This is a genomic window from Nocardia sp. NPDC050378 (assembly GCF_040655675.1).
Taxonomy (GTDB): domain Bacteria; phylum Actinomycetota; class Actinomycetes; order Mycobacteriales; family Mycobacteriaceae; genus Nocardia; species Nocardia coubleae.
Window position 1 is genome coordinate 796282 of record NZ_JBFAKI010000002.1, and the last position, 17915, is coordinate 814196.

The window sequence follows — 17915 nt, forward strand, 5'->3', positions numbered from 1 at the left end:
AGGCCTCGAATCCGAGGGGCGATACTTCGGCTTCGCCGTTACGTCTCGCCCCTCGGATTCGAGGCGGCCGAAAATCCGTGGTTGTTCCGCCGCCGGGTCAGCGCAGGCCGGTGCCTCGGGCTACGGCGGTTTCGATGAGGGTCGACACCAACGTCGGGTAGTCGATGCCGGTTGCTTCCCACATGCGGGGGTATTGGGAGATGGGGGTGAAGCCGGGCATGGTGTTGATCTCGTTGATGACCGGGCCGTCGGCGGTGAGGAAGAAGTCGACGCGGGCCAGGCCCTGGCAGTCCAGGGCGCGGAAGGCACGCACCGACAGCGCGCGGATCTCGTCGGCGACGGCGTCGTCGAGCTTGGCGGGCACGTCGAATTCGCACACGTCGTCGAGGTATTTGGTGGCGAAGTCGTAGAACTCGGGGGCGGCGGCGTCGGCGTCGGGCATGCGGATCTCGGAGACGACGCTGCCGCGCACGTCGCCGTCGGCGAATTCGAGGACACCGCATTCGACTTCACGCCCGACGATGCCCGCCTCGACGATCACCTTGGGGTCGTGGGCGCGGGCGGTGGCGACGGCGTCGTCGAGGGCCGACCAGTCGGTGATCTTGGTGATGCCGATGGACGAACCGCCGCGCGCGGGTTTCACGAAGGCGGGCAGGCCGATGCGGTCGCGTTCCTCGGCGGTCAGCGTCTGCGTGCCGGGACGTAACACCACCTGCACACCGACCGGAAGCGATTCGGCGGCCAGCAGTTTCTTGGTGAATTCCTTGTCCATCCCGGCCGCGCTGGCCAGCACACCAGCGCCCACATAGGGCACCCCGGCCAGCTCGAGCATGCCCTGCAGGGTGCCGTCCTCGCCGAACGGGCCGTGCAGGATGGGGAACACCACATCGACGGTGCCGAGCGTGGCGGTCGGATCGTCCAGGGCGACGAGCGCGCCGGAACGGCCGGGGTCGGCGGCCAGGGTGAGCGCGGTGCCCGCGGCATCGACGGCGGGCAGTTCGCCGTGGCTGAGCGTGAGTTCGCCGATCCCCTCGGCAAGCACCCAGCTGCCGGTGGTGGTGATCCCGATGGGCACCACCTCGTAGCGCCGCGGATCGAGGTTGCGCAGGACGCTGCTCGCGGACACACACGAGACGGCGTGCTCGCTGCTGCGCCCGCCGAACACCACAGCTACCCTGATCCGTTCCGTCATGAACGTCACCGTAGTAGGTTCGCGCCGCCGCGGCGGCATCGGCCTTATTCGGGTTTCATGCGCCTGCCGAGCAGGCTGCCGACGGCCTCGTTCACCGAAAGTCCCTCGTGGCACACCTTGTGCACCGCGTCGGTCAACGGCATCTCGACCTGGTGTTCGGCCGCGAGCGCCCGCACCGATGTGCACGACTTCACACCCTCGGCGACCTGACCGTTGGTCGCCTCCTGCGCGGCCTGCATCGACCCGCCCTGTCCGAGCACATACCCGAAGGACCGGTTGCGCGACAGCGGCGAGGTGCAGGTGGCGACGAGGTCACCCACGCCGGCGAGCCCGGCCAGCGTCACCGGCTGCGCGCCGAGCGCCACCCCGAGCCGCATCACCTCGGCCAGCCCACGGGTGATGAGACTGGCCACGGAGTTGTCGCCGAGTCCCATGCCCGAGGCGATACCGCAGGCCAGGGCGATGACGTTCTTACAGGCGCCGCCGATCTCGCAGCCCACCACATCGGTATTGGTGTAGGGCCGGAAATAGCCGGTGGCACAGGCATGTTGGGCCTGCTGTGCGCGTTCGGTGTCGGTGCAGGCGATCACGGTGGCCGCGGGCTGGCGTTCGACGATCTCGTGGGCGAGATTGGGCCCCGACAGCACCGCGATGCGGCCCTGTTCGGCGCCGGTCACCTCCGCGATCACCTGGCTCATCCGCAGCAGCGTCCCGGTCTCGATGCCCTTGGCCAGGCTCATCAGCGTGGCGTCGGCGCCGACATCGTCCTTCCAATGGCCCAGATTGGCCCGCAGGGACTGCGACGGCACCGCGAGCACGACCAGATCCGCGCCGTCGAGCGCGATCCGGTGATCGTGGGTGGCCCGCACGGGCGGCAACTGCACGCCCGGCAGGTAGAACGGATTCTGATGCTCGGTGTCGAGCGCGCGAGCCACCTCTTCGCGCCTGGCCCAGATCGTCACCTCGGTACCCGCTTCGGCCAACACCTTCGCGAATGCCGTACCCCACGACCCAGCACCCATAACCGCAGCCCTCGTCATCAGCCCAATATGCCATGCAAGGATCGAGACCATGCACACCGTGCACGCCGTGATGGCGGTCAAGCACCGAGACCGGGCCAAGAGCCGGTTGTCGGCCGTGCTCAGCGCCGACCAGCGCGCTCGGCTGGTGCTCGCCATGTTCGCCGACACCGTCGAGGCGGCCGCCGCCGTGCCCGCGATCGCTTCGCTGACCGTTGTCACCCCCGACGACGTCGTGGCCGCCCGCGCACGCGAACTCGGCGCGCACGTCCTGGCCGAGCCGCCCGCCGACCGCGACCCCCTCAACACCGCCCTCACCGCCGCGGCCGACGACGTGCGCCACCGCAGTGGTCCGGTTCGCCTGCTCGCCCTGCAGGCCGACCTGCCTGCCCTGCGCACCGCCGAACTCACCGGCTTCCTCGCTGTCGCGCCCGCCACCCGCGCGGTGGTGATCGATCACACGGGGACCGGCACTTCGGCATTGCTGGCCGGTACCGCACCGGATGCGCTGGCACCACGTTTCGGCCCCGATTCGGCCCGCGCCCACCGTGAATACGGCGCCGTCGTCGTGCCCGGCCACTGGCCGGGCCTGCGCTGCGACGTCGACACACCCGAGGATCTGGACGCCGTGCGCGCGCTCGGCGTCGGCGTCCACACCGCCGACGCGCTGCGGGAGTTCGGAATCACCGCCCACCGAAGCGATCCCGTCCGTACGGTGTGCTAGCCGGTCGCCGCACCAGGAGTTCACCCGATGTCATGCTGCGGACCACGCGGTCGGTAGGGGATGATTGACAGCGTGAGCGACACGGAAACCATCAAGTCCCTGCCCCCGATTTCCCCGCCACCTGCGGCCGCCATCGCCTCGGGCGCCGACGGCAGTTCGCAGCGATTGCCACGCGATCGCTACCTCAACCGGGAACTGAGCTGGCTGGACTTCAATGCCCGGGTGCTCGCCCTCGCCGAGGATGCCTCCCTGCCGTTGCTGGAGCGCGCGAAGTTCCTCGCGATCTTCGCCTCCAACCTCGACGAGTTCTACATGGTCCGGGTCGCCGGGCTCAAACGCCGCGCCGAGACCGGGCTCTCGGTGCGTTCCGCCGACGGCCGCTCACCGTCCGAACAGCTCGAGATGATCACCGCCCGCGCACAGGAACTCGCCGAGCGGCACGCGAAGGTCTTCATCGATTCGGTGAACCCGGCGCTGGCAGGCGCGGGCATCGACATCATCGGCTGGTCGGGCCTCGACGAAGCCGAACGGCAACGCCTTTCGAGCTATTTCACCGATCAGGTCTTCCCGGTCCTCACACCGCTGGCCGTCGACCCGGCCCACCCGTTCCCCTACATCTCCGGCCTGAGCCTCAATCTCGCCGTGACGGTGAAGGACGCGGGCACCGGCGGCGAGCACTTCGCCCGCGTGAAGGTGCCCGACAACGTCGACCGGTTCGTCCGCGTGCGCCGCACCGGCGCGCCGTCGGCCATCGCGGCCTTCCTGCCGATGGAAGAACTCATCGCCGCCCACCTCGATCTGCTGTTCCCCGGCCTGACAGTGGTGGAGACCCATTCGTTCCGGATCACCCGCAACGCCGATTTCGAGGTCGACGAGGACCGAGACGAGGACCTGCTGCAGGCGATGGAACGCGAACTGGCGCGTCGCCGTTTCGGCAAGCCGGTGCGGCTCGAGGTCTCCGACGACATGACCGAGCACATGCTGGAGTTGCTACTACGTGAGTTAGAGGTCGACCCCGCCGATGTGATCCAGGTGCCCGGCCTGCTCGACCTGTCGTGCCTGTGGCAGGTCTACGGCGTCGACCGGCCCGAACTCAAGGACGCGCCCTACGTACCGGCCACCCCCGCCGCGTTCGGTGAGCGCGAGACCCCGCGCAATGTCTTCAGCGCGCTGCGCGAGGGCGACGTGCTGGTGCACCACCCCTACGACTCGTTCTCCACCAGCGTGCAGCGGTTCATCGAGCAGGCCGCCGCCGACCCGCAGGTGCTGGCGATCAAGCAGACCCTGTACCGCACCTCCGGTGACTCCCCCATCATCAACGCCCTGATCGAGGCCGCCGAGGCGGGCAAGCAGGTGGTGGCCCTGGTGGAGATCAAGGCACGTTTCGACGAGCAGGCCAACATCAAATGGGCGCGGGCGCTGGAACAGGCGGGTGTGCACGTGGTCTACGGCCTCGTCGGCCTCAAGACCCACTGCAAGACGTGCCTGGTGGTGCGCCGCGAGGGTTCGACCATCCGCCGCTACTGCCACATCGGCACCGGCAACTACAACCCCAAGACCGCGCGCCTGTACGAGGACGTCGGATTGTTCACCGCGGCACCGGAGATCGGCGCCGACCTGACCGACCTGTTCAACTCGCTCACCGGCTACTCCCGCAAGGAGGACTACCGCAATCTGATGGTCGCCCCGCTCGGTGTCCGGGCAGGCATCATCGAGCGGATCGACCGCGAGATCGAGCTGGCACGTGAGGGTTTCGACGCGCGCATCCGGCTCAAGGCCAACGCGATCGTCGACGAGCAGATCATCGACGCTCTCTACCGCGCCTCCCAGGCCGGCGTACCGGTGCAGATCGTGGTGCGCGGCATCTGCGGCCTGCGTGCGGGGGTGCCGGGCCTGAGCGAGAACATCGAGGTGCGCTCGATCCTCGGCCGCTTCCTCGAGCACTCGCGGGTGCTGCAGTTCCAGGCACAGGAACAGACCTGGATCGGCAGCGCCGACATGATGCACCGCAATCTCGACCGCCGGGTGGAGGTCATGGTGCAGGTGAAGGATCCGCGCCTGACCGAGCAGCTCGGCACGGTCTTCGATTCCGCGCTCGACCCCATGACCCGCTGCTGGGTGCTGCTGCCCGACGGGTCCTGGCAGGCGAGTCCGACCGACGCCGACGCCAACCAGGTGCGCGACCACCAGGAATTCCTCATGCGGTTGCGTCGTCCCGAACAGCCGTGAGCAAGCACGCACAGGAGAAGCCCGAACCGATGCGCGACCCGCGGGTCCGGCCCAATATTCATGCCGCGGGAGCGGTTCTGTGGCGTGCGGGCGCCACCGGACCGGAGATCGCGGTGATCCACCGGCCCAAGTACGGCGACTGGTCACTACCCAAGGGCAAGCTCGATCCCGGGGAAAGCCCGGTGGTCGCGGCCGTGCGCGAGGTCGGCGAGGAGACCGGCCTGCCGTGCACGCTCGGGCGTTATCTCGGCCGCGTCACCTATCCCATCCCGGGGCATCGCCAGCTCAAGCGGGTGGACTACTGGGCCGCCGAGGCGGCCGAGGGCGAGTTCACCGAGAACTCCGAAGTCGACCAGCTGCGCTGGATTCCGCTCGACGACGTGATGGACGAACTGTCGTACCCGATGGACCGCCAGATCGTGCGTGTCTTCGCCCGTCACCCACCGAAAACGGCCACCGTGCTGCTCGTCCGCCACGCCAAGGCGGGCAAGCGCGCCGAGTTCGACGGTCCGGACGACCAGCGCCCGCTCGAGGCCGCCGGGCGACGGCAGGCGAAGGCTCTCGTCCCGAATCTGCTGGCGTTCGGAGCATCCCGGATCTATTCGGCCGATCCCCTGCGCTGTATCCAAACCGTTACCCCGTTGGCGGAGCGGCTGAACGCCGAAATCAATTGCGAGCCAATGTTTTCCGAGCAAGGTTACGATTCAGCGAAAGATGCCGCGCGGCAACGATTTCTGTCGTTGGTAACAGATCGGGGTGTACCGGTGGTCTGCAGTCAGGGCGGCGTGATTCCCGATCTGACACAGTGGCTGGCTCAGCGCGACGGACTCACCCTGCCGCCCGCGCGTAATCGCAAGGGCAGCGTCTGGGCTTTGTCGTTCATCGGGGACCGATTAGTCGCGGCGAACCATATGGATCGTGCGTTGTCTACGGGAATCGTCACCGGCTGAACAAAAGTTACCCCGCACAGCCGAAACGGCCCCGGAATTCCGGGGCCGTTCTCGGTCCAGTGGTGGGTGATGCGGCTTTACGTGCACATTCCCCGACCTGATCCCGCTGCGGCAGGATCAACGAGCACGACGGGTGGCTGTCTTCTTCGCAGCAGTCTTCTTAGCAGGAGCCTTCTTAGCAGCGGTGGTCTTCTTGGCCGCCGTGGTCTTGGCGGCGGTGGCCTTGGTGGCAGTCTTCTTGGCCGGAGCCTTCTTTGCCGCCGTGGTCTTCTTGGCGGCGGTGGCCTTGGCCGCCGTCGTCTTCTTGGCGGCGGGAGCCTTGGTCGCGGCCTTGCGGGCCGTGGTCTTGGCCGGACCCTTCGACGGCGTGGCCTTCTTGGCCGCGGTCTTCTTCGCCGCGGTCTTCTTGGCTGCCGCCTTCTTCGCCGCCACGGGCGCATTCACGCCACGCTTCACGGCGGGGCCGGACGCGGCCAGCTTCTGCTTACCCGCGATCACCGCTTTGAACTGAGCGCCCGGGCGGAAGGCAGGCACCGAAGTCGCCTTCACCTTCACGGTTTCACCGGTACGCGGGTTACGGGCAACCCTGGGAGCACGCTTGCGCTGTTCGAACACACCGAATCCGGTGATGGTGACGCTTTGACCTTTGTGCACGGCACGAACGATGGTGTCGACCACGTTCTCGACAGCCGCAGTAGCCGTGCGCCTGTCCGTACCCAACTTTTCGGTCAGAACGTCGATCAGTTCCGCCTTGTTCATTGAATCCTCCGCAGACTAATGGCCCGTCGTCGGACCGACTAGGTACCACGGTAAACCCAGTTTGAGCAAGAGTCTATGTGCCACGCCAAAATTCATGTGGTTTAGCACACGTCCAGCTACCGCTCCCAGGGAAGCGCCCCTAAGCGCCCCAGCTGATTACGCCGGTGAAATAGGCTCCGGCAGCGTCACGGGTTTCCATGACGGCCTTCCCTTTTCGAACTCGGTGATCGCGTCGCCTTGCCGCAGCGTGAGGCCGATGTCGTCCAAACCCTCCAGCAGACGCCAGCGGGTGTAGTCGTCAATATCGAACGGCAACACGATGGTTCCCGCCGTGACGGTGCGCGCCGACAGATCGACAACCAATTCGAGGCCGGGTTGTTCCTCGATGAGCTTCCAGAGCATTTCGACATCGTTCTGTGACATCTGCGCGGCCAGCAGACCACCCTTGCCCGCATTCCCCCGGAAGATGTCGGCGAAACGCGAGGAGATCACCACTCGAAAGCCGTAGTCCGACAGCGCCCACACCGCGTGCTCACGCGAGGAACCGGTGCCGAAATCCGGCCCGGCCACCAGAACGCTGCCGCTGCGGTACGGCTCGGTGTTGAGAATGAAGTCCGGATCGGTACGCCAACCGGCGAACAGGCCGTCCTCGAAACCGGTACGAGTCACGCGCTTCAGGTAAACGGCGGGGATGATCTGATCGGTGTCGACATTGGACCGGCGCAGCGGTACCCCGATGCCTTTGTGAACAGTGAAGGCTTCCATAACGATTCTCCTTCGATCGTGGTGGTTCGGGGCCGCTCAGGCCAGGTCGGCGGGCGAGGACAGGGTGCCGCGCACCGCCGTGGCGGCGGCGACCAGCGGCGAGACCAGGTGGGTACGCCCGCCCTTGCCCTGTCGGCCTTCGAAATTGCGGTTGGAGGTGGAGGCGCAGCGCTGACCCGGTTCCAGCTGATCCGGATTCATCCCGAGGCACATCGAACAGCCCGCCTGGCGCCATTCCGCACCGGCCGCGGTGAAAATCTCGCCGAGTCCTTCTTTTTCCGCCTGGGCGCGCACCCGCATCGAGCCGGGTACGACCAGCATTCGCACGCCGTCGGCGACGCGGCGGCCCTTCAAAACATCGGCGACGGCACGCAGATCCTCGATCCGGCCATTGGTGCAGGAACCCACGAAAACGGTATCCACGCTCACCTCACGCAGCGGCATTCCCGGCGTCAGGTCCATGTAGCGCAACGCCTTCTCGGCTGCCTCGCGTTCGGACTCGTCGGCGATCTGGGCCGGGTCGGGCACGTTCGCACCCAGCGGCAGGCCCTGACCGGGGTTGGTACCCCAGGTGACGAACGGGGTCAGCTGGTTGGCGTCGATGTGCACCTCGGCGTCGAAAACCGCGTCGTCGTCGGTCTTCAGCGCCTCCCAGGCGGCCACGGCGGCGTCCCAGTCGGCGCCCTGTGGTGCGTGCGGGCGGCCCTTCAGGAATTCGTAGGTCACCTCGTCGGGGGCGATCATGCCCGCGCGGGCGCCCGCCTCGATCGACATGTTGCAGATCGTCATCCGCGCTTCCATCGACAGCTTGCGAATGGCCTCGCCGCGATATTCGAGCACATACCCCTGGCCACCGCCGGTGCCGATTTCGGCGATCACGGCCAGGATCAGGTCCTTACTCGTGACGCCGGGCGCCAATTCGCCGTCGACGGTGATGGCCATCGTCTTGAACGGGCGCAGCGACAGCGTCTGGGTGGCCAGCACGTGCTCCACCTCGCTGGTGCCGATGCCCATGGCCAGCGCGCCGAACGCGCCGTGGGTGGAGGTGTGGCTGTCGCCGCACACCACGGTCATGCCCGGCTGGGTCAGACCGAGCTGCGGACCGACCACGTGCACGATGCCCTGTTCGGCATCGCCCATCGGGTGCAGGCGCACGCCGAACTCGGCGCAGTTGCGGCGCAGCGTCTCCACCTGGATGCGCGAGATCGGATCGGCGATCGGCTTGTCGATGTCGGCCGTGGGGACGTTGTGGTCCTCGGTGGCGATGGTGAGGTCGGGCCGGCGGACCGGCCGTCCGGCCGCGCGGAGCCCGTCGAAGGCCTGCGGGCTGGTCACCTCGTGCACGAGGTGCAGATCGATGTAGATCAGGTCGGGTTCGCGGGAAGTACCGTCACCGTCACCGGGGACGACGACGTGCTGTTCCCACACCTTCTCGGCCAGTGTGCGGGCGCGCTCGGCCATTGCTTGATCACCTTTCGACGGGCATACTTGGTATCTCAACATATGAGAAGTTAGTATCGTTCTATGAGACAGCATAGCGGTATCGGTGTTCTCGACAAAGCCGTGGCGGTGCTCTACGCCGTCGCCGACGAACCTTGCGGTCTCAACGACCTGTGCACCCGAACCGGCCTGCCCCGTGCCACCGCGCACCGCTTGGCGGTCGGGCTGGAGACACATCGGCTGCTGGCGCGCGACGCCAACGGGCTGTGGCGGCCGGGCCCCGCGCTCAGCGAGTTGTCGGCAGGGGCCGCCGATCCGTTGGTCGAGGCGGCGGGAGCCATTCTGCCCCGGCTGCGCGAGATCACCGGCGAGAGCGTCCAGCTGTACTGCCGCGACGGCAACGCGCGCGTGTGTGTGGCCGCGCTGGAGCCGCCCGTGGGCCTGCGCGACACGGTGCCCGTCGGTTCACGGCTACCGCTCACCGCGGGCTCGGCGGCCAAGGTGTTGCTGGCCTGGGCCGACCCGGAGCTGCAGCGCACCGTCCTGGCCGACGCCGTGTTCGGCGAGCGCGCGCTGGCCGAGGTGCGCAGGCGGGGCTGGGCGCAGAGCGCGGCAGAACGCGCACAGGGTGTGGCGAGCGTCTCGGCCCCGGTGCGTGACGCCTCGGGCGTGCTGGTGGCGGCGGTGTCGGTGTCGGGCCCGATCGACCGGATGGGCCGCAGGCCGGGCGCGCGCTGGGCGGCCGATCTGGTGGCGGCGGCGGAGGCGCTGCACAAACGATTGTGAAACGAAGAAGGCCCCCGGTCGGATTCGACCGGGGGCCTTTCTTGGTAGCCCCGACGGGATTCGAACCCGCGCTACCGCCTTGAGAGGGCGGCGTCCTAGGCCGCTAGACGACGGGGCCAGGACGATTTCACCGAAGTGAAACCTTGCTGGGGTACCAGGACTCGAACCTAGAATGGCTGAACCAGAATCAGCTGTGTTGCCAATTACACCATACCCCAAGGATGGAAACGCTCGGCCCTGCGCTCACCGAGTGGTTGTCGGTGTTGCGAGGCCGTGTTCCGCGGCGATGAGAAGATTACCAAACAGCAGGGGGTAAACTACAAATCGCCTGGTCAGCGGCCGGTTTTCGAGCGATTTCCGGCCGCAGGGCGGGCGCGGCGCGTGCCGCACCCGCCCGCCGTACGGCTACTGCGCGGTGGGCTGCCAACCGCGCGCGGCACGCAAGCGCTCGAGCGAGACCTCGCGCCCGAGCAATTCCATCGATTCATAGAGCGGCGGGCTGATGTGCGAGCCCGTCACCGCGACCCGCACGGGCGCGAAGGCCTTGCGTGGCTTGAGGCCCAGATCGTCGATCAGCGCCTTCTTCAGGGCCTCTTCCAGGGCTGGTGTGGTCCATTCGGCCAGCGGCTGGACCGCGGCGATGGCGGCGTCGAGCACCTGGTCGGCTTCGGCGCCGAGGTTCTTCGTGCCCGCGGCCTGGTCGATCGCGAACTCCTCCGGTGCCACGAAAAGGAACTTCAGCAGGTCCCAGGCGTCGCCGAGCACGACGATCCGGGTCTGCACGAGTTCGGCGGCGGCCAGGAACGTCTTCTCGTCGATTTCGGCACCGATATGCCCCTGTGCGGTCAGGAACTCACGCAAACGGTGGCCGAAATCACCGGGCTCGAGCAGACGAATCTGTTCGGCATTGATCGCGTCGGCCTTCTTCTGATCGAAACGAGCGGGATTCGAATTCACGGTGGAAATGTCGAAAGCCGCGACCATTTCCTGCATGGAGAACACGTCGCGGTCCTCGGCGATACTCCAGCCGAGCAGTGCGAGGTAATTCAGCAAACCCTCGGGAACGAATCCCCGATCGCGGTGCAGGAACAGATTCGATTCCGGGTCGCGCTTGGACAGCTTCTTGTTGCCCTGACCCATCACGAACGGCAGGTGGCCGAACTCCGGAGTGAAGTCGGCAACACCGATACGCTGCAGCGCGGCATACAGCGCGAGCTGACGCGGTGTCGACGAGAGCAGATCCTCACCGCGCAACACATGGGTGATCTTCATGAGCGCGTCGTCGACCGGATTCACCAGCGTGTACAGCGGATCACCATTTCCACGGGTGAGCGCGAAATCGGGAACCGTGCCCGCTTTGAAGGTGGTTTCCCCACGAACAAGATCATTCCAGCCGAGGTCGGAATCGGGCATGCGCAAACGCACCACCGCGGGCCTGCCCTCGGCTTTGTAGGCGGCGATCTGCTCGGGTGTCAGATCGCGATCGAAATTGTCGTAACCGAGTTTCGGGTCGCGACCGGCGGCGCGATGGCGGGCCTCGACCTCCTCGGGCGTGGAGAACGCCTCATAGGCCTCGCCGGCCTCGAGCAGCTTGCGCACGACGTCGAGATGCTGGTCGCGGCGCAGCGACTGCCGGTACGGCTCGTACGGGCCGCCGACCTCAGGACCCTCGTCCCAGGTGAGGCCGAGCCAGCGCAGCGCGTCGAGCAGCGCGCGGTAGGAATCCTCGGAATCGCGTGCGGCATCGGTGTCTTCGATGCGGAACACGAAGCTGCCGCCATGATGGCGGGCGAACGCCCAGTTGAACAGCGCCGTGCGGATCAAGCCGACGTGCGGCGTGCCGGTCGGCGACGGGCAGAAACGGACCCGTACTTGTGTCATGACTCTCTTCTCCGCTATCAGCGCTTGGTGGCAACAGGATTGGTGAGGGTGCCGATGCCCTCGACGGTGACCGACACGTTCTGCCCGGCCGCCAGCGGGCCGACGCCTTCCGGTGTGCCGGTGAGGATCACGTCGCCGGGCAACAGCGTCATCACCGAGCTGATCCACTCGATGATCTTCGGGATGTCGTGCAAAAACAGCGACGTGCGGCTGCGCTGGCGGACTTCACCGTCCAGCTCGGTGGTGATCTCCAGATCGCTTGGGTCGACGGCGGTTTCGATCCACGGGCCGAGCGGGCAGAACGTGTCGTAGCCCTTGGCCCTCGTCCACTGCCCGTCGTGGCGCTGCTGGTCACGCGCGGTGACGTCGTTGGCGACGGTGTAGCCGAGGATCACGTCGGCGGCCTTGGCGGCGGGCACATCCTTGCAGGGGCGGCCGATCACCACGGCCAGTTCGCCCTCGAAGTCGACCTGAGAGGAGCTGGGCGGCAGGATGATCGGGGCGTTCGGCCCGACGATCGAGGTGTTCGGCTTGATGAAGATCACCGGATCCTTCGGCGCCTCACCACCCATTTCGGCCGCGTGGGCGGCGTAGTTCTTGCCGATGCAGATCACCTTGCTGGCCAGGATCGGCGCCAGCAGGCGGATGTCGGCCAGCGGCCAGCTCCGCCCGGTGAACGTCGGCGTGCCGAACGGGTGTTCGGCGATCTCCTTGGCGACGGCGACGCTTGGGTCGCCTTCGATGCTGACGAACGCGACTCCATCGGGACTGGCAACTCGACCTAAGCGCATGCCGGGGAGTCTATCGAGGCGCGCCCACCTGCCCGAACGCGCCCGTGATCGCCTCGTGCGGCCGAACCGGAAGGGCGAGCGAAGTCACATTCGTGTGATTTCGAACCTGCTGCCCGCGTTCGTGATTCGCATTACGCACGGTTGCCACCGAATGTGATCCGTCAGACACCGACGCCGAGCACCGGAATCCGGGGTCACCGGTGTAGCGTGATCTTCGATGTTCACGAGATGAGACATCGATCTCAAATAATGAGATGCAATCGTGCAATTCGGCGAGGTGAGTATCGTGACGAACGCGCGGCCGACGGCCGGGGTATCCCAGATCAGCAACGGCAGACGCTGGCTGATGCTCGCTCTCGGCGTGCTCGCGCAGACGTCGAGTTCCACCTTCGTGCACGGCACCCCCTTCCTGCTGCCCGCACTCACCGATCGCGGTGATTCGCTGGCCGCCGCGGGCGCGCTCGTCGCCCTGCCGACCGTCGGTCTGGTGTGCACGCTGATCGCGTGGGGTTATGTCGTCGACCGCATCGGTGAGCGGATCGTGCTGGTCGCGGGGACGACACTGATGTTCGCCGCCGGTGTCGGCGCGGCCCTGGTCGAGAATCCGGTCGCCTTCGGCGTGCTGCTGTTCCTCGGCGGTGTCGGTGCGGCCAGTTCCAACGGCGCTAGTGGGCGGGTGATCGTCGGCTGGTTCCCGCCGGACCGGCGCGGTCTGGCGATGGGTATTCGCCAGACCGCTCAGCCGCTCGGTGTCGGCGTGGGCGCGCTGACCATCCCGTGGGTCGCCGACCGGTACGGTATCGCCGCCGCCCTGCTGGTGCCCGCGCTGCTGGCCGGTGCGGGTGCGATCGGTTGCCTGGCAGGCATTGTCGATCCGCCACGGCCACCCGCGAAAGCCGCCGACCGGGCCAACCCCTACCGTGGCGACTCCACCCTGTGGCGCATTCACGCGGTGTCCATCCTGCTGGTCTTCCCGCAGGCCACCCTGTGGACGTTCGGGCTGATGTGGTTGCACCGCGATCTGGGCTGGTCACTGGCGGCGGCGGGCGCACTGATGACGGTCACCCAATTGCTGGGCGCCGCTGGACGAATCGGCGCGGGCGCGTGGTCGGATCGGGTCGGCAACCGGCTCGGGCCGCTGCGTCAGGTCGCTGTCGCCGCGGTGTTGTCGATGGCCGCACTCGCGGTCGCCGCGGGGACCGGTTGGGGATGGATCGCGGTGCCATTGATGGTGGCGGCGTCGGTGATCTCGGTGTCGGACAACGGATTGGCGTTCACCGCGGTCGCCGAGATCGCCGGACCGTTCTGGAGCGGACGTGGTCTCGGCATTCAGAACACGGGCCAGAACCTCGTATTGGCCGCCATCCCACCGGCATTCGGCGCGCTGATCACGGTGAGCGGGTACTCGACGGCGTTCGCGTTCGCGGCCGTGGCGGCGATGGCGGCGGTGCCTCTGGTACCGAGGGGCACCGGAAGGTAGTCGCCCGATAGGCGAGTTCGGCCCGGCGGATCAGGCGGTTCCGGAGCGGTCGGACAGGCCGAGGCGCAGATGTTCGCTGTGGTAGACGGCTTCGTCGAGCAGTTGGGCGACGTGATTGTCGTGCAAGCTGTAGACGATGCTGCGGCCCGCGCGGGTGCCGATGACGAGACCGAGGTTGCGCAGCAGGCGCAGCTGGTGGGAGACGGCCGACTGTTCCATTCCCACCGCCTCGGCCAGTTCGGTCACCGGGCGCGGGCCCTGCCGTAGTTCGGACAGGATCAGCAGCCTGCTCGGTGTGGCGAGAGCCTGCAGGGTGGTCGCGACATGCGCGGCCGTATCGGCGTCCAGCCGGGTGGTCGGCCGGTCGCGGCCCTCCACACCGTGTCCCATGGCAGGAGTCTAACCGAGCCTTGAAATGAAGACCTCTTCATATGTTCTGTTATTCTCGGGTTGTTCCGTTCCCGTCTCACGGAGGTTTCCCGTGGCCATGCACACCGCCGTCACGGCACCCTCCGGCGCCGCCGCTCCGCCGCGAGCGCGACGGACCCGGCTGTTCGAGATCGCCGAAATCCGCTGGGCGGCCGCCTCGCTCGTGCTGTTCCTGGTGGGTCTGGCCGCGCAGTTGTCCGGTGCGCCGTCGTGGTCGTGGTGGGCGCTGTATCTGGCCTGTGCCGTCACGGGCGGTTGGGAGCCCGCACTCGCCGGTTTGCAGGCGTTGCGGGAGAAGACGCTCGATGTCGATCTGCTGATGGTTGTCGCGGCGATCGGCGCCATGTCGATCGGACAGGTGACCGACGGTGCGCTGCTGATCGTCATCTTCGCGACCTCCGGCGCGATGGAGGCGCTGGCCACCGCGCGGACCGAGGACTCGGTGCGCGGACTGCTCGACCTCACCCCCGACGCCGCCGTCGTCCTGCGCGACGGTGACGAACACACGGTGGACGCGACGGATCTCGTCATCGGTGATGTGGTGCTGGTCCGCCCGGGCGACCGTATCGCGGCGGACGGGACCGTGGTCGGCGGGTCGAGCGAGGTCGACCAGGCGACCATCACCGGCGAACCGCTGCCCGTCGATCGGACAGTCGGCGACGAGGTCTTCGCGGGCACCCTCAACGGGACCGGCACGCTGCGGGTCCGGGTGGATCGGCGGGCGAGTGACTGGGTGGTCGCGCGGATCGCCGGCCTGGTCGAGGAGGCCGTGCGCACCAAGGCAGGCACCCAGCTGTTCATCGAGAAGATCGAGCAGCGCTATTCGATCGGCATGGTGGCCGCCACCGTCGCCGTGTTCGTCGCGCCGCTGCTGTGGGGTGAGCCGGTCCGCGAATCCCTCTTGCGCGCCATGACTTTCATGATCGTCGCATCCCCCTGTGCCGTGGTTCTCGCGACCATGCCGCCGTTGCTGGCCGCCATCGCCACGGCAGGCCGACACGGTGTATTGGTGAAGTCCGCCGCCGTGATGGAACAGCTCGGTACCACCACCCGCGTCGCGTTCGACAAGACCGGCACGCTCACCCGTGGCACGCCCGAAGTGGCCGAGATCCACGTGCTGCCAGGTACCGCCCTCACCGAGGACACGGTCCTGCGCCTGGCCGCGGCAGCCGAACACGGCAGCGAACATCCGTTGGCCGAGGCCATCGTGCGCGCGGCTCGTCAGCGTGGTCTCACCCTGCCCGATGCCGTGGATTTCACGTCCGAACCGGGGCGCGGCGTCTCCGCCACTGTCGAGGGGCATGCGATCCGAATCGGTTCGCCCACAGCGCTACTCGCCACGCCCACCCCGGATCGAGCTGTTGCCGTAGAGGTGGCGACTCAGCAGTCGCGTGGCCATACCGCAGTGGTCGTCGTCTGCGACGGCTCCCCGGTAGCGGTCCTCGGCATCACCGATCGCGACCGCCCTGAATCAGCCGCCACGGTGGCCAGACTCAGCGAATCGACGGGCACTTCACCGGTTCTGCTGACCGGCGACAGTCACGCTACCGCGAGCCATCTCGCCACCCGCGTCGGAATCACCGACCTGCGAACAGACTTGCTCCCCGAGGGCAAGGTCACCGCCATCCGGACCCTGCAGTCCGGCGGTGACCGCATCACCATGGTCGGCGACGGGATCAACGACGCCCCCGCCCTGGCCACCGCCCACGTCGGAATCGCCATGGGCTCCACCGCCTCCGATCTCACACTGCAAACCGCCGACGCCGTGGTGGTCCGCGACGACCTCACCACCATCCCCACCGTCATCGCCCTGTCCCGCCGAGCCCGCCGCCTGGTCATCGCCAACCTCGCCATCGCCGCCACCTTCATCGCGGTGCTGGTCACCTGGGACCTGGTGGGCCACTTGCCGTTACCCCTCGGCGTGGCAGGTCACGAAGGCTCGACAGTGATCGTCGCCCTCAACGGCCTCCGACTCCTCAGCTCCTCCGCCTGGCGCCGCGCCGAGTCGGGTCGCTAGCCGTCCAAGGGACTCACCCAGCAGCGCCGGATGATCCGCGAAGCTGAAAGGTGCTCAACGGCAAGCGACTTACGGATCCTTCGCCGCCGTAGCTGTTCACTGCACGGATGTCTTCCAGGCCGATGAGCACACACGAAAGGGCCCGCACCGGCGAGTTGCCGGCGCGGGCCCTTCTTGTCGGTTTCCTCAGACGGTGGCGGCGATACGGTCGCCGATCTCCACGGTGGAGGCGGTGCCCGCGCGGGCGGCCAGGTCCTTGGCGACGGCGGATTCGATGCGGGCGGCGCCTTCGGTGTTGCCCAGGTGGTTGAGCAGCAGTGCCACCGAGAGGATGGCGGCGGTCGGGTCGGCCTTGGACTGGCCCGCGATGTCGGGGGCGCTGCCGTGGACCGGCTCGAACATCGACGGGTTCACACCCGAGGCGTCGATATTGCCCGAGGCGGCCAGACCGATACCACCGCTCACGGCGGCGGCGAGGTCGGTGATGATGTCGCCGAACAGGTTGTCGGTGACGATCACGTCGAAGCGGCCCGAATCGTTGACCATATGGATGGTCGCGGCGTCGATGTGCTGGTAAGCCGTTGCCACATCGGGGAATTCGGCGCCGACCTCGTCGACGGTGCGCTGCCACAGCGACCCGGCGAAGGTGAGCACGTTGTTCTTGTGCACCAGGGTGAGGTGCTTGCGGCGGGCCTGCGCGGCGGCGAAGGCGTAGCGCACCACGCGCTCGATGCCGAAGCGGGTGTTGTTGGAGACCTCGGTCGCCACCTCGTGCGGCGTGCCGACGCGGATCGCGCCACCGGTACCGGTGTACGGCCCCTCGGTGCCCTCACGTACGACGACGAAGTCGATGTCCGGGTTGCCGCTGAGCGGGCTGGTGACACCCGGGTACAGCTTCGAGGGCCGCAGGTTCACGTGATGATCCAGCGCGAACCGGGTCTTCAGCAGCAGCCCACGCTCGAGCACACCGCTCGGCACCGACGGATCACCGATCGCACCGAGCAGGATCGCGTCGTGCTGCTTCAGCTCGGGCAGCACCGACTCCGGCAGGATCTCCCCGGTCCGGTGGTAGCGCGCCGCACCGAGGTCGTACTCGGTCTTCTCCACACCCGGCGACACCACGTCGAGCACCTTGAGCGCCTCGGCGATGACCTCAGGACCAATGCCGTCACCGGCGATAACTGCAAGCTTCACGAACCAACTCCGTTCAACAATGAGCGTGCCACCACCGCCACGCTATAGAAACCGCCCACAAGACATCACACCAAGTCCGCCACGACCGCACTCCCAACCCCGCCCGTCCCAACCCTGAGGAGGGACCGCCGCGAAGCGGCGCAGCGGCCCGGCCGCGAGTTAGGCGCCGTTGCGCATGCGCGAAGCGCGAGCAACGGCGCCTAACTCGCGGCCCTCCAGGGGCCGCGCTCGAGCGCGCCAGCGCTCCAAAAACACAGCC

General features: G+C 67.5%; 15 protein-coding genes and 2 tRNA genes. 6 read left to right on the top strand and 11 right to left on the bottom strand.

Annotation, left to right across the window (positions count from 1 at the left end):
- Positions 1 to 97: 97 nt before the first annotated feature.
- Positions 98 to 1192: a D-alanine--D-alanine ligase family protein gene (locus AB0I35_RS07620; protein WP_357394960.1), complete on the bottom strand. Its 1095-nt coding sequence runs from the start codon at positions 1190 to 1192 to the stop codon at positions 98 to 100.
- 44 nt (positions 1193 to 1236) lie between these two features.
- The gene (locus AB0I35_RS07625; protein WP_357394961.1) at positions 1237 to 2232 is read right to left on the bottom strand and encodes an NAD(P)H-dependent glycerol-3-phosphate dehydrogenase; all 996 of its coding nucleotides are present in this window, start codon (positions 2230 to 2232) and stop codon (positions 1237 to 1239) included.
- Positions 2233 to 2263: 31 nt separating this feature from the next.
- Between AB0I35_RS07625 and cofC the strand changes: the two genes are divergently transcribed.
- Genes cofC through AB0I35_RS07640 form a run of 3 tightly spaced genes read left to right on the top strand, consistent with a single transcriptional unit; the run spans position 2264 to position 6114 of the window.
- Entirely contained in the window at positions 2264 to 2935 is a 672-nt protein-coding gene (cofC, locus tag AB0I35_RS07630) for a 2-phospho-L-lactate guanylyltransferase (protein ID WP_357394962.1), read from the top strand.
- Between the two features lie 60 nt (positions 2936 to 2995).
- Entirely contained in the window at positions 2996 to 5164 is a 2169-nt protein-coding gene (locus tag AB0I35_RS07635; protein WP_357394964.1) for an RNA degradosome polyphosphate kinase, read from the top strand.
- A gap of 29 nt (positions 5165 to 5193) precedes the next feature.
- Complete coding sequence (locus AB0I35_RS07640; protein WP_357394966.1) at positions 5194 to 6114, top strand: bifunctional NUDIX hydrolase/histidine phosphatase family protein; 921 nt, start codon at positions 5194 to 5196, stop codon at positions 6112 to 6114.
- Between the two features lie 117 nt (positions 6115 to 6231).
- Here the strand turns inward: AB0I35_RS07640 and AB0I35_RS07645 are convergent, their stop codons facing one another.
- The 3 genes from AB0I35_RS07645 to leuC form a co-directional block, all read right to left on the bottom strand.
- Entirely contained in the window at positions 6232 to 6873 is a 642-nt protein-coding gene (locus AB0I35_RS07645; RefSeq protein WP_357394967.1) for an HU family DNA-binding protein, read from the bottom strand.
- 156 nt (positions 6874 to 7029) lie between these two features.
- Positions 7030 to 7638, bottom strand: a complete 609-nt coding sequence (leuD, locus tag AB0I35_RS07650) for a 3-isopropylmalate dehydratase small subunit (protein ID WP_067493338.1) — start codon at positions 7636 to 7638, stop codon at positions 7030 to 7032.
- A gap of 36 nt (positions 7639 to 7674) precedes the next feature.
- On the bottom strand, positions 7675 to 9099 hold the full coding sequence (gene leuC / locus AB0I35_RS07655) for a 3-isopropylmalate dehydratase large subunit (protein WP_357394969.1): 1425 nt from the start codon (positions 9097 to 9099) through the stop codon (positions 7675 to 7677).
- 63 nt (positions 9100 to 9162) lie between these two features.
- Between leuC and AB0I35_RS07660 the strand changes: the two genes are divergently transcribed.
- Positions 9163 to 9864, top strand: a complete 702-nt coding sequence (locus AB0I35_RS07660; protein ID WP_067493334.1) for an IclR family transcriptional regulator — start codon at positions 9163 to 9165, stop codon at positions 9862 to 9864.
- 42 nt (positions 9865 to 9906) lie between these two features.
- Here the strand turns inward: AB0I35_RS07660 and AB0I35_RS07665 are convergent.
- The 4 genes from AB0I35_RS07665 to AB0I35_RS07680 all read right to left on the bottom strand — a co-directional run bounded on the left by AB0I35_RS07665 (position 9907) and on the right by AB0I35_RS07680 (position 12536).
- Positions 9907 to 9982 (bottom strand) — tRNA-Glu (locus AB0I35_RS07665).
- A gap of 28 nt (positions 9983 to 10010) precedes the next feature.
- A tRNA-Gln gene (locus AB0I35_RS07670) sits at positions 10011 to 10082 on the bottom strand.
- A gap of 187 nt (positions 10083 to 10269) precedes the next feature.
- Positions 10270 to 11745 (bottom strand): glutamate--tRNA ligase, encoded by a 1476-nt coding sequence (gltX, locus tag AB0I35_RS07675; protein WP_357394970.1) that lies wholly within the window; start codon positions 11743 to 11745, stop codon positions 10270 to 10272.
- 17 nt (positions 11746 to 11762) lie between these two features.
- On the bottom strand, positions 11763 to 12536 hold the full coding sequence (locus tag AB0I35_RS07680; protein WP_357394971.1) for a fumarylacetoacetate hydrolase family protein: 774 nt from the start codon (positions 12534 to 12536) through the stop codon (positions 11763 to 11765).
- A 346-nt stretch (positions 12537 to 12882) separates the two neighbouring features.
- Here AB0I35_RS07680 and AB0I35_RS07685 point away from each other — a divergent pair, with 346 nt between their 5' ends.
- Positions 12883 to 14016 (top strand): MFS transporter, encoded by a 1134-nt coding sequence (locus AB0I35_RS07685; RefSeq protein ID WP_357395031.1) that lies wholly within the window; start codon positions 12883 to 12885, stop codon positions 14014 to 14016.
- Between the two features lie 30 nt (positions 14017 to 14046).
- Here AB0I35_RS07685 and AB0I35_RS07690 read toward each other — a convergent pair whose 3' ends face one another.
- Positions 14047 to 14406: a metalloregulator ArsR/SmtB family transcription factor gene (locus tag AB0I35_RS07690; RefSeq protein WP_067493327.1), complete on the bottom strand. Its 360-nt coding sequence runs from the start codon at positions 14404 to 14406 to the stop codon at positions 14047 to 14049.
- 97 nt (positions 14407 to 14503) lie between these two features.
- Between AB0I35_RS07690 and AB0I35_RS07695 the strand changes: the two genes are divergently transcribed.
- A complete protein-coding gene (locus tag AB0I35_RS07695) occupies positions 14504 to 16462 on the top strand; it encodes a heavy metal translocating P-type ATPase (protein ID WP_357395032.1) in 1959 nt (652 codons plus the stop codon).
- Between the two features lie 186 nt (positions 16463 to 16648).
- Here the strand turns inward: AB0I35_RS07695 and AB0I35_RS07700 are convergent, their stop codons facing one another.
- Positions 16649 to 17656 (bottom strand): 3-isopropylmalate dehydrogenase, encoded by a 1008-nt coding sequence (locus tag AB0I35_RS07700; RefSeq protein WP_357394973.1) that lies wholly within the window; start codon positions 17654 to 17656, stop codon positions 16649 to 16651.
- Between the last annotated feature and the right edge of the window lie 259 nt (positions 17657 to 17915).

Excerpts from the sequence above, each read along its gene's own strand:
- AB0I35_RS07620 (WP_357394960.1), bottom strand. The coding sequence starts at position 1,192 with ATGACGGAACGGATCAGGGTAGCTGTGGTGTTCGGCGGGCGCAGCAGC.
- AB0I35_RS07625 (WP_357394961.1), bottom strand. The coding sequence starts at position 2,232 with ATGACGAGGGCTGCGGTTATGGGTGCTGGGTCGTGGGGTACGGCATTC.
- cofC (WP_357394962.1), top strand. The coding sequence starts at position 2,264 with ATGCACACCGTGCACGCCGTGATGGCGGTCAAGCACCGAGACCGGGCC.
- AB0I35_RS07635 (WP_357394964.1), top strand. The coding sequence starts at position 2,996 with ATGATTGACAGCGTGAGCGACACGGAAACCATCAAGTCCCTGCCCCCG.
- AB0I35_RS07640 (WP_357394966.1), top strand. The coding sequence starts at position 5,194 with ATGCGCGACCCGCGGGTCCGGCCCAATATTCATGCCGCGGGAGCGGTT.
- AB0I35_RS07645 (WP_357394967.1), bottom strand. The coding sequence starts at position 6,873 with ATGAACAAGGCGGAACTGATCGACGTTCTGACCGAAAAGTTGGGTACG.
- leuD (WP_067493338.1), bottom strand. The coding sequence starts at position 7,638 with ATGGAAGCCTTCACTGTTCACAAAGGCATCGGGGTACCGCTGCGCCGG.
- leuC (WP_357394969.1), bottom strand. The coding sequence starts at position 9,099 with ATGGCCGAGCGCGCCCGCACACTGGCCGAGAAGGTGTGGGAACAGCAC.
- AB0I35_RS07660 (WP_067493334.1), top strand. The coding sequence starts at position 9,163 with ATGAGACAGCATAGCGGTATCGGTGTTCTCGACAAAGCCGTGGCGGTG.
- gltX (WP_357394970.1), bottom strand. The coding sequence starts at position 11,745 with ATGACACAAGTACGGGTCCGTTTCTGCCCGTCGCCGACCGGCACGCCG.
- AB0I35_RS07680 (WP_357394971.1), bottom strand. The coding sequence starts at position 12,536 with ATGCGCTTAGGTCGAGTTGCCAGTCCCGATGGAGTCGCGTTCGTCAGC.
- AB0I35_RS07685 (WP_357395031.1), top strand. The coding sequence starts at position 12,883 with ATGCTCGCTCTCGGCGTGCTCGCGCAGACGTCGAGTTCCACCTTCGTG.
- AB0I35_RS07690 (WP_067493327.1), bottom strand. The coding sequence starts at position 14,406 with ATGGGACACGGTGTGGAGGGCCGCGACCGGCCGACCACCCGGCTGGAC.
- AB0I35_RS07695 (WP_357395032.1), top strand. The coding sequence starts at position 14,504 with ATGCACACCGCCGTCACGGCACCCTCCGGCGCCGCCGCTCCGCCGCGA.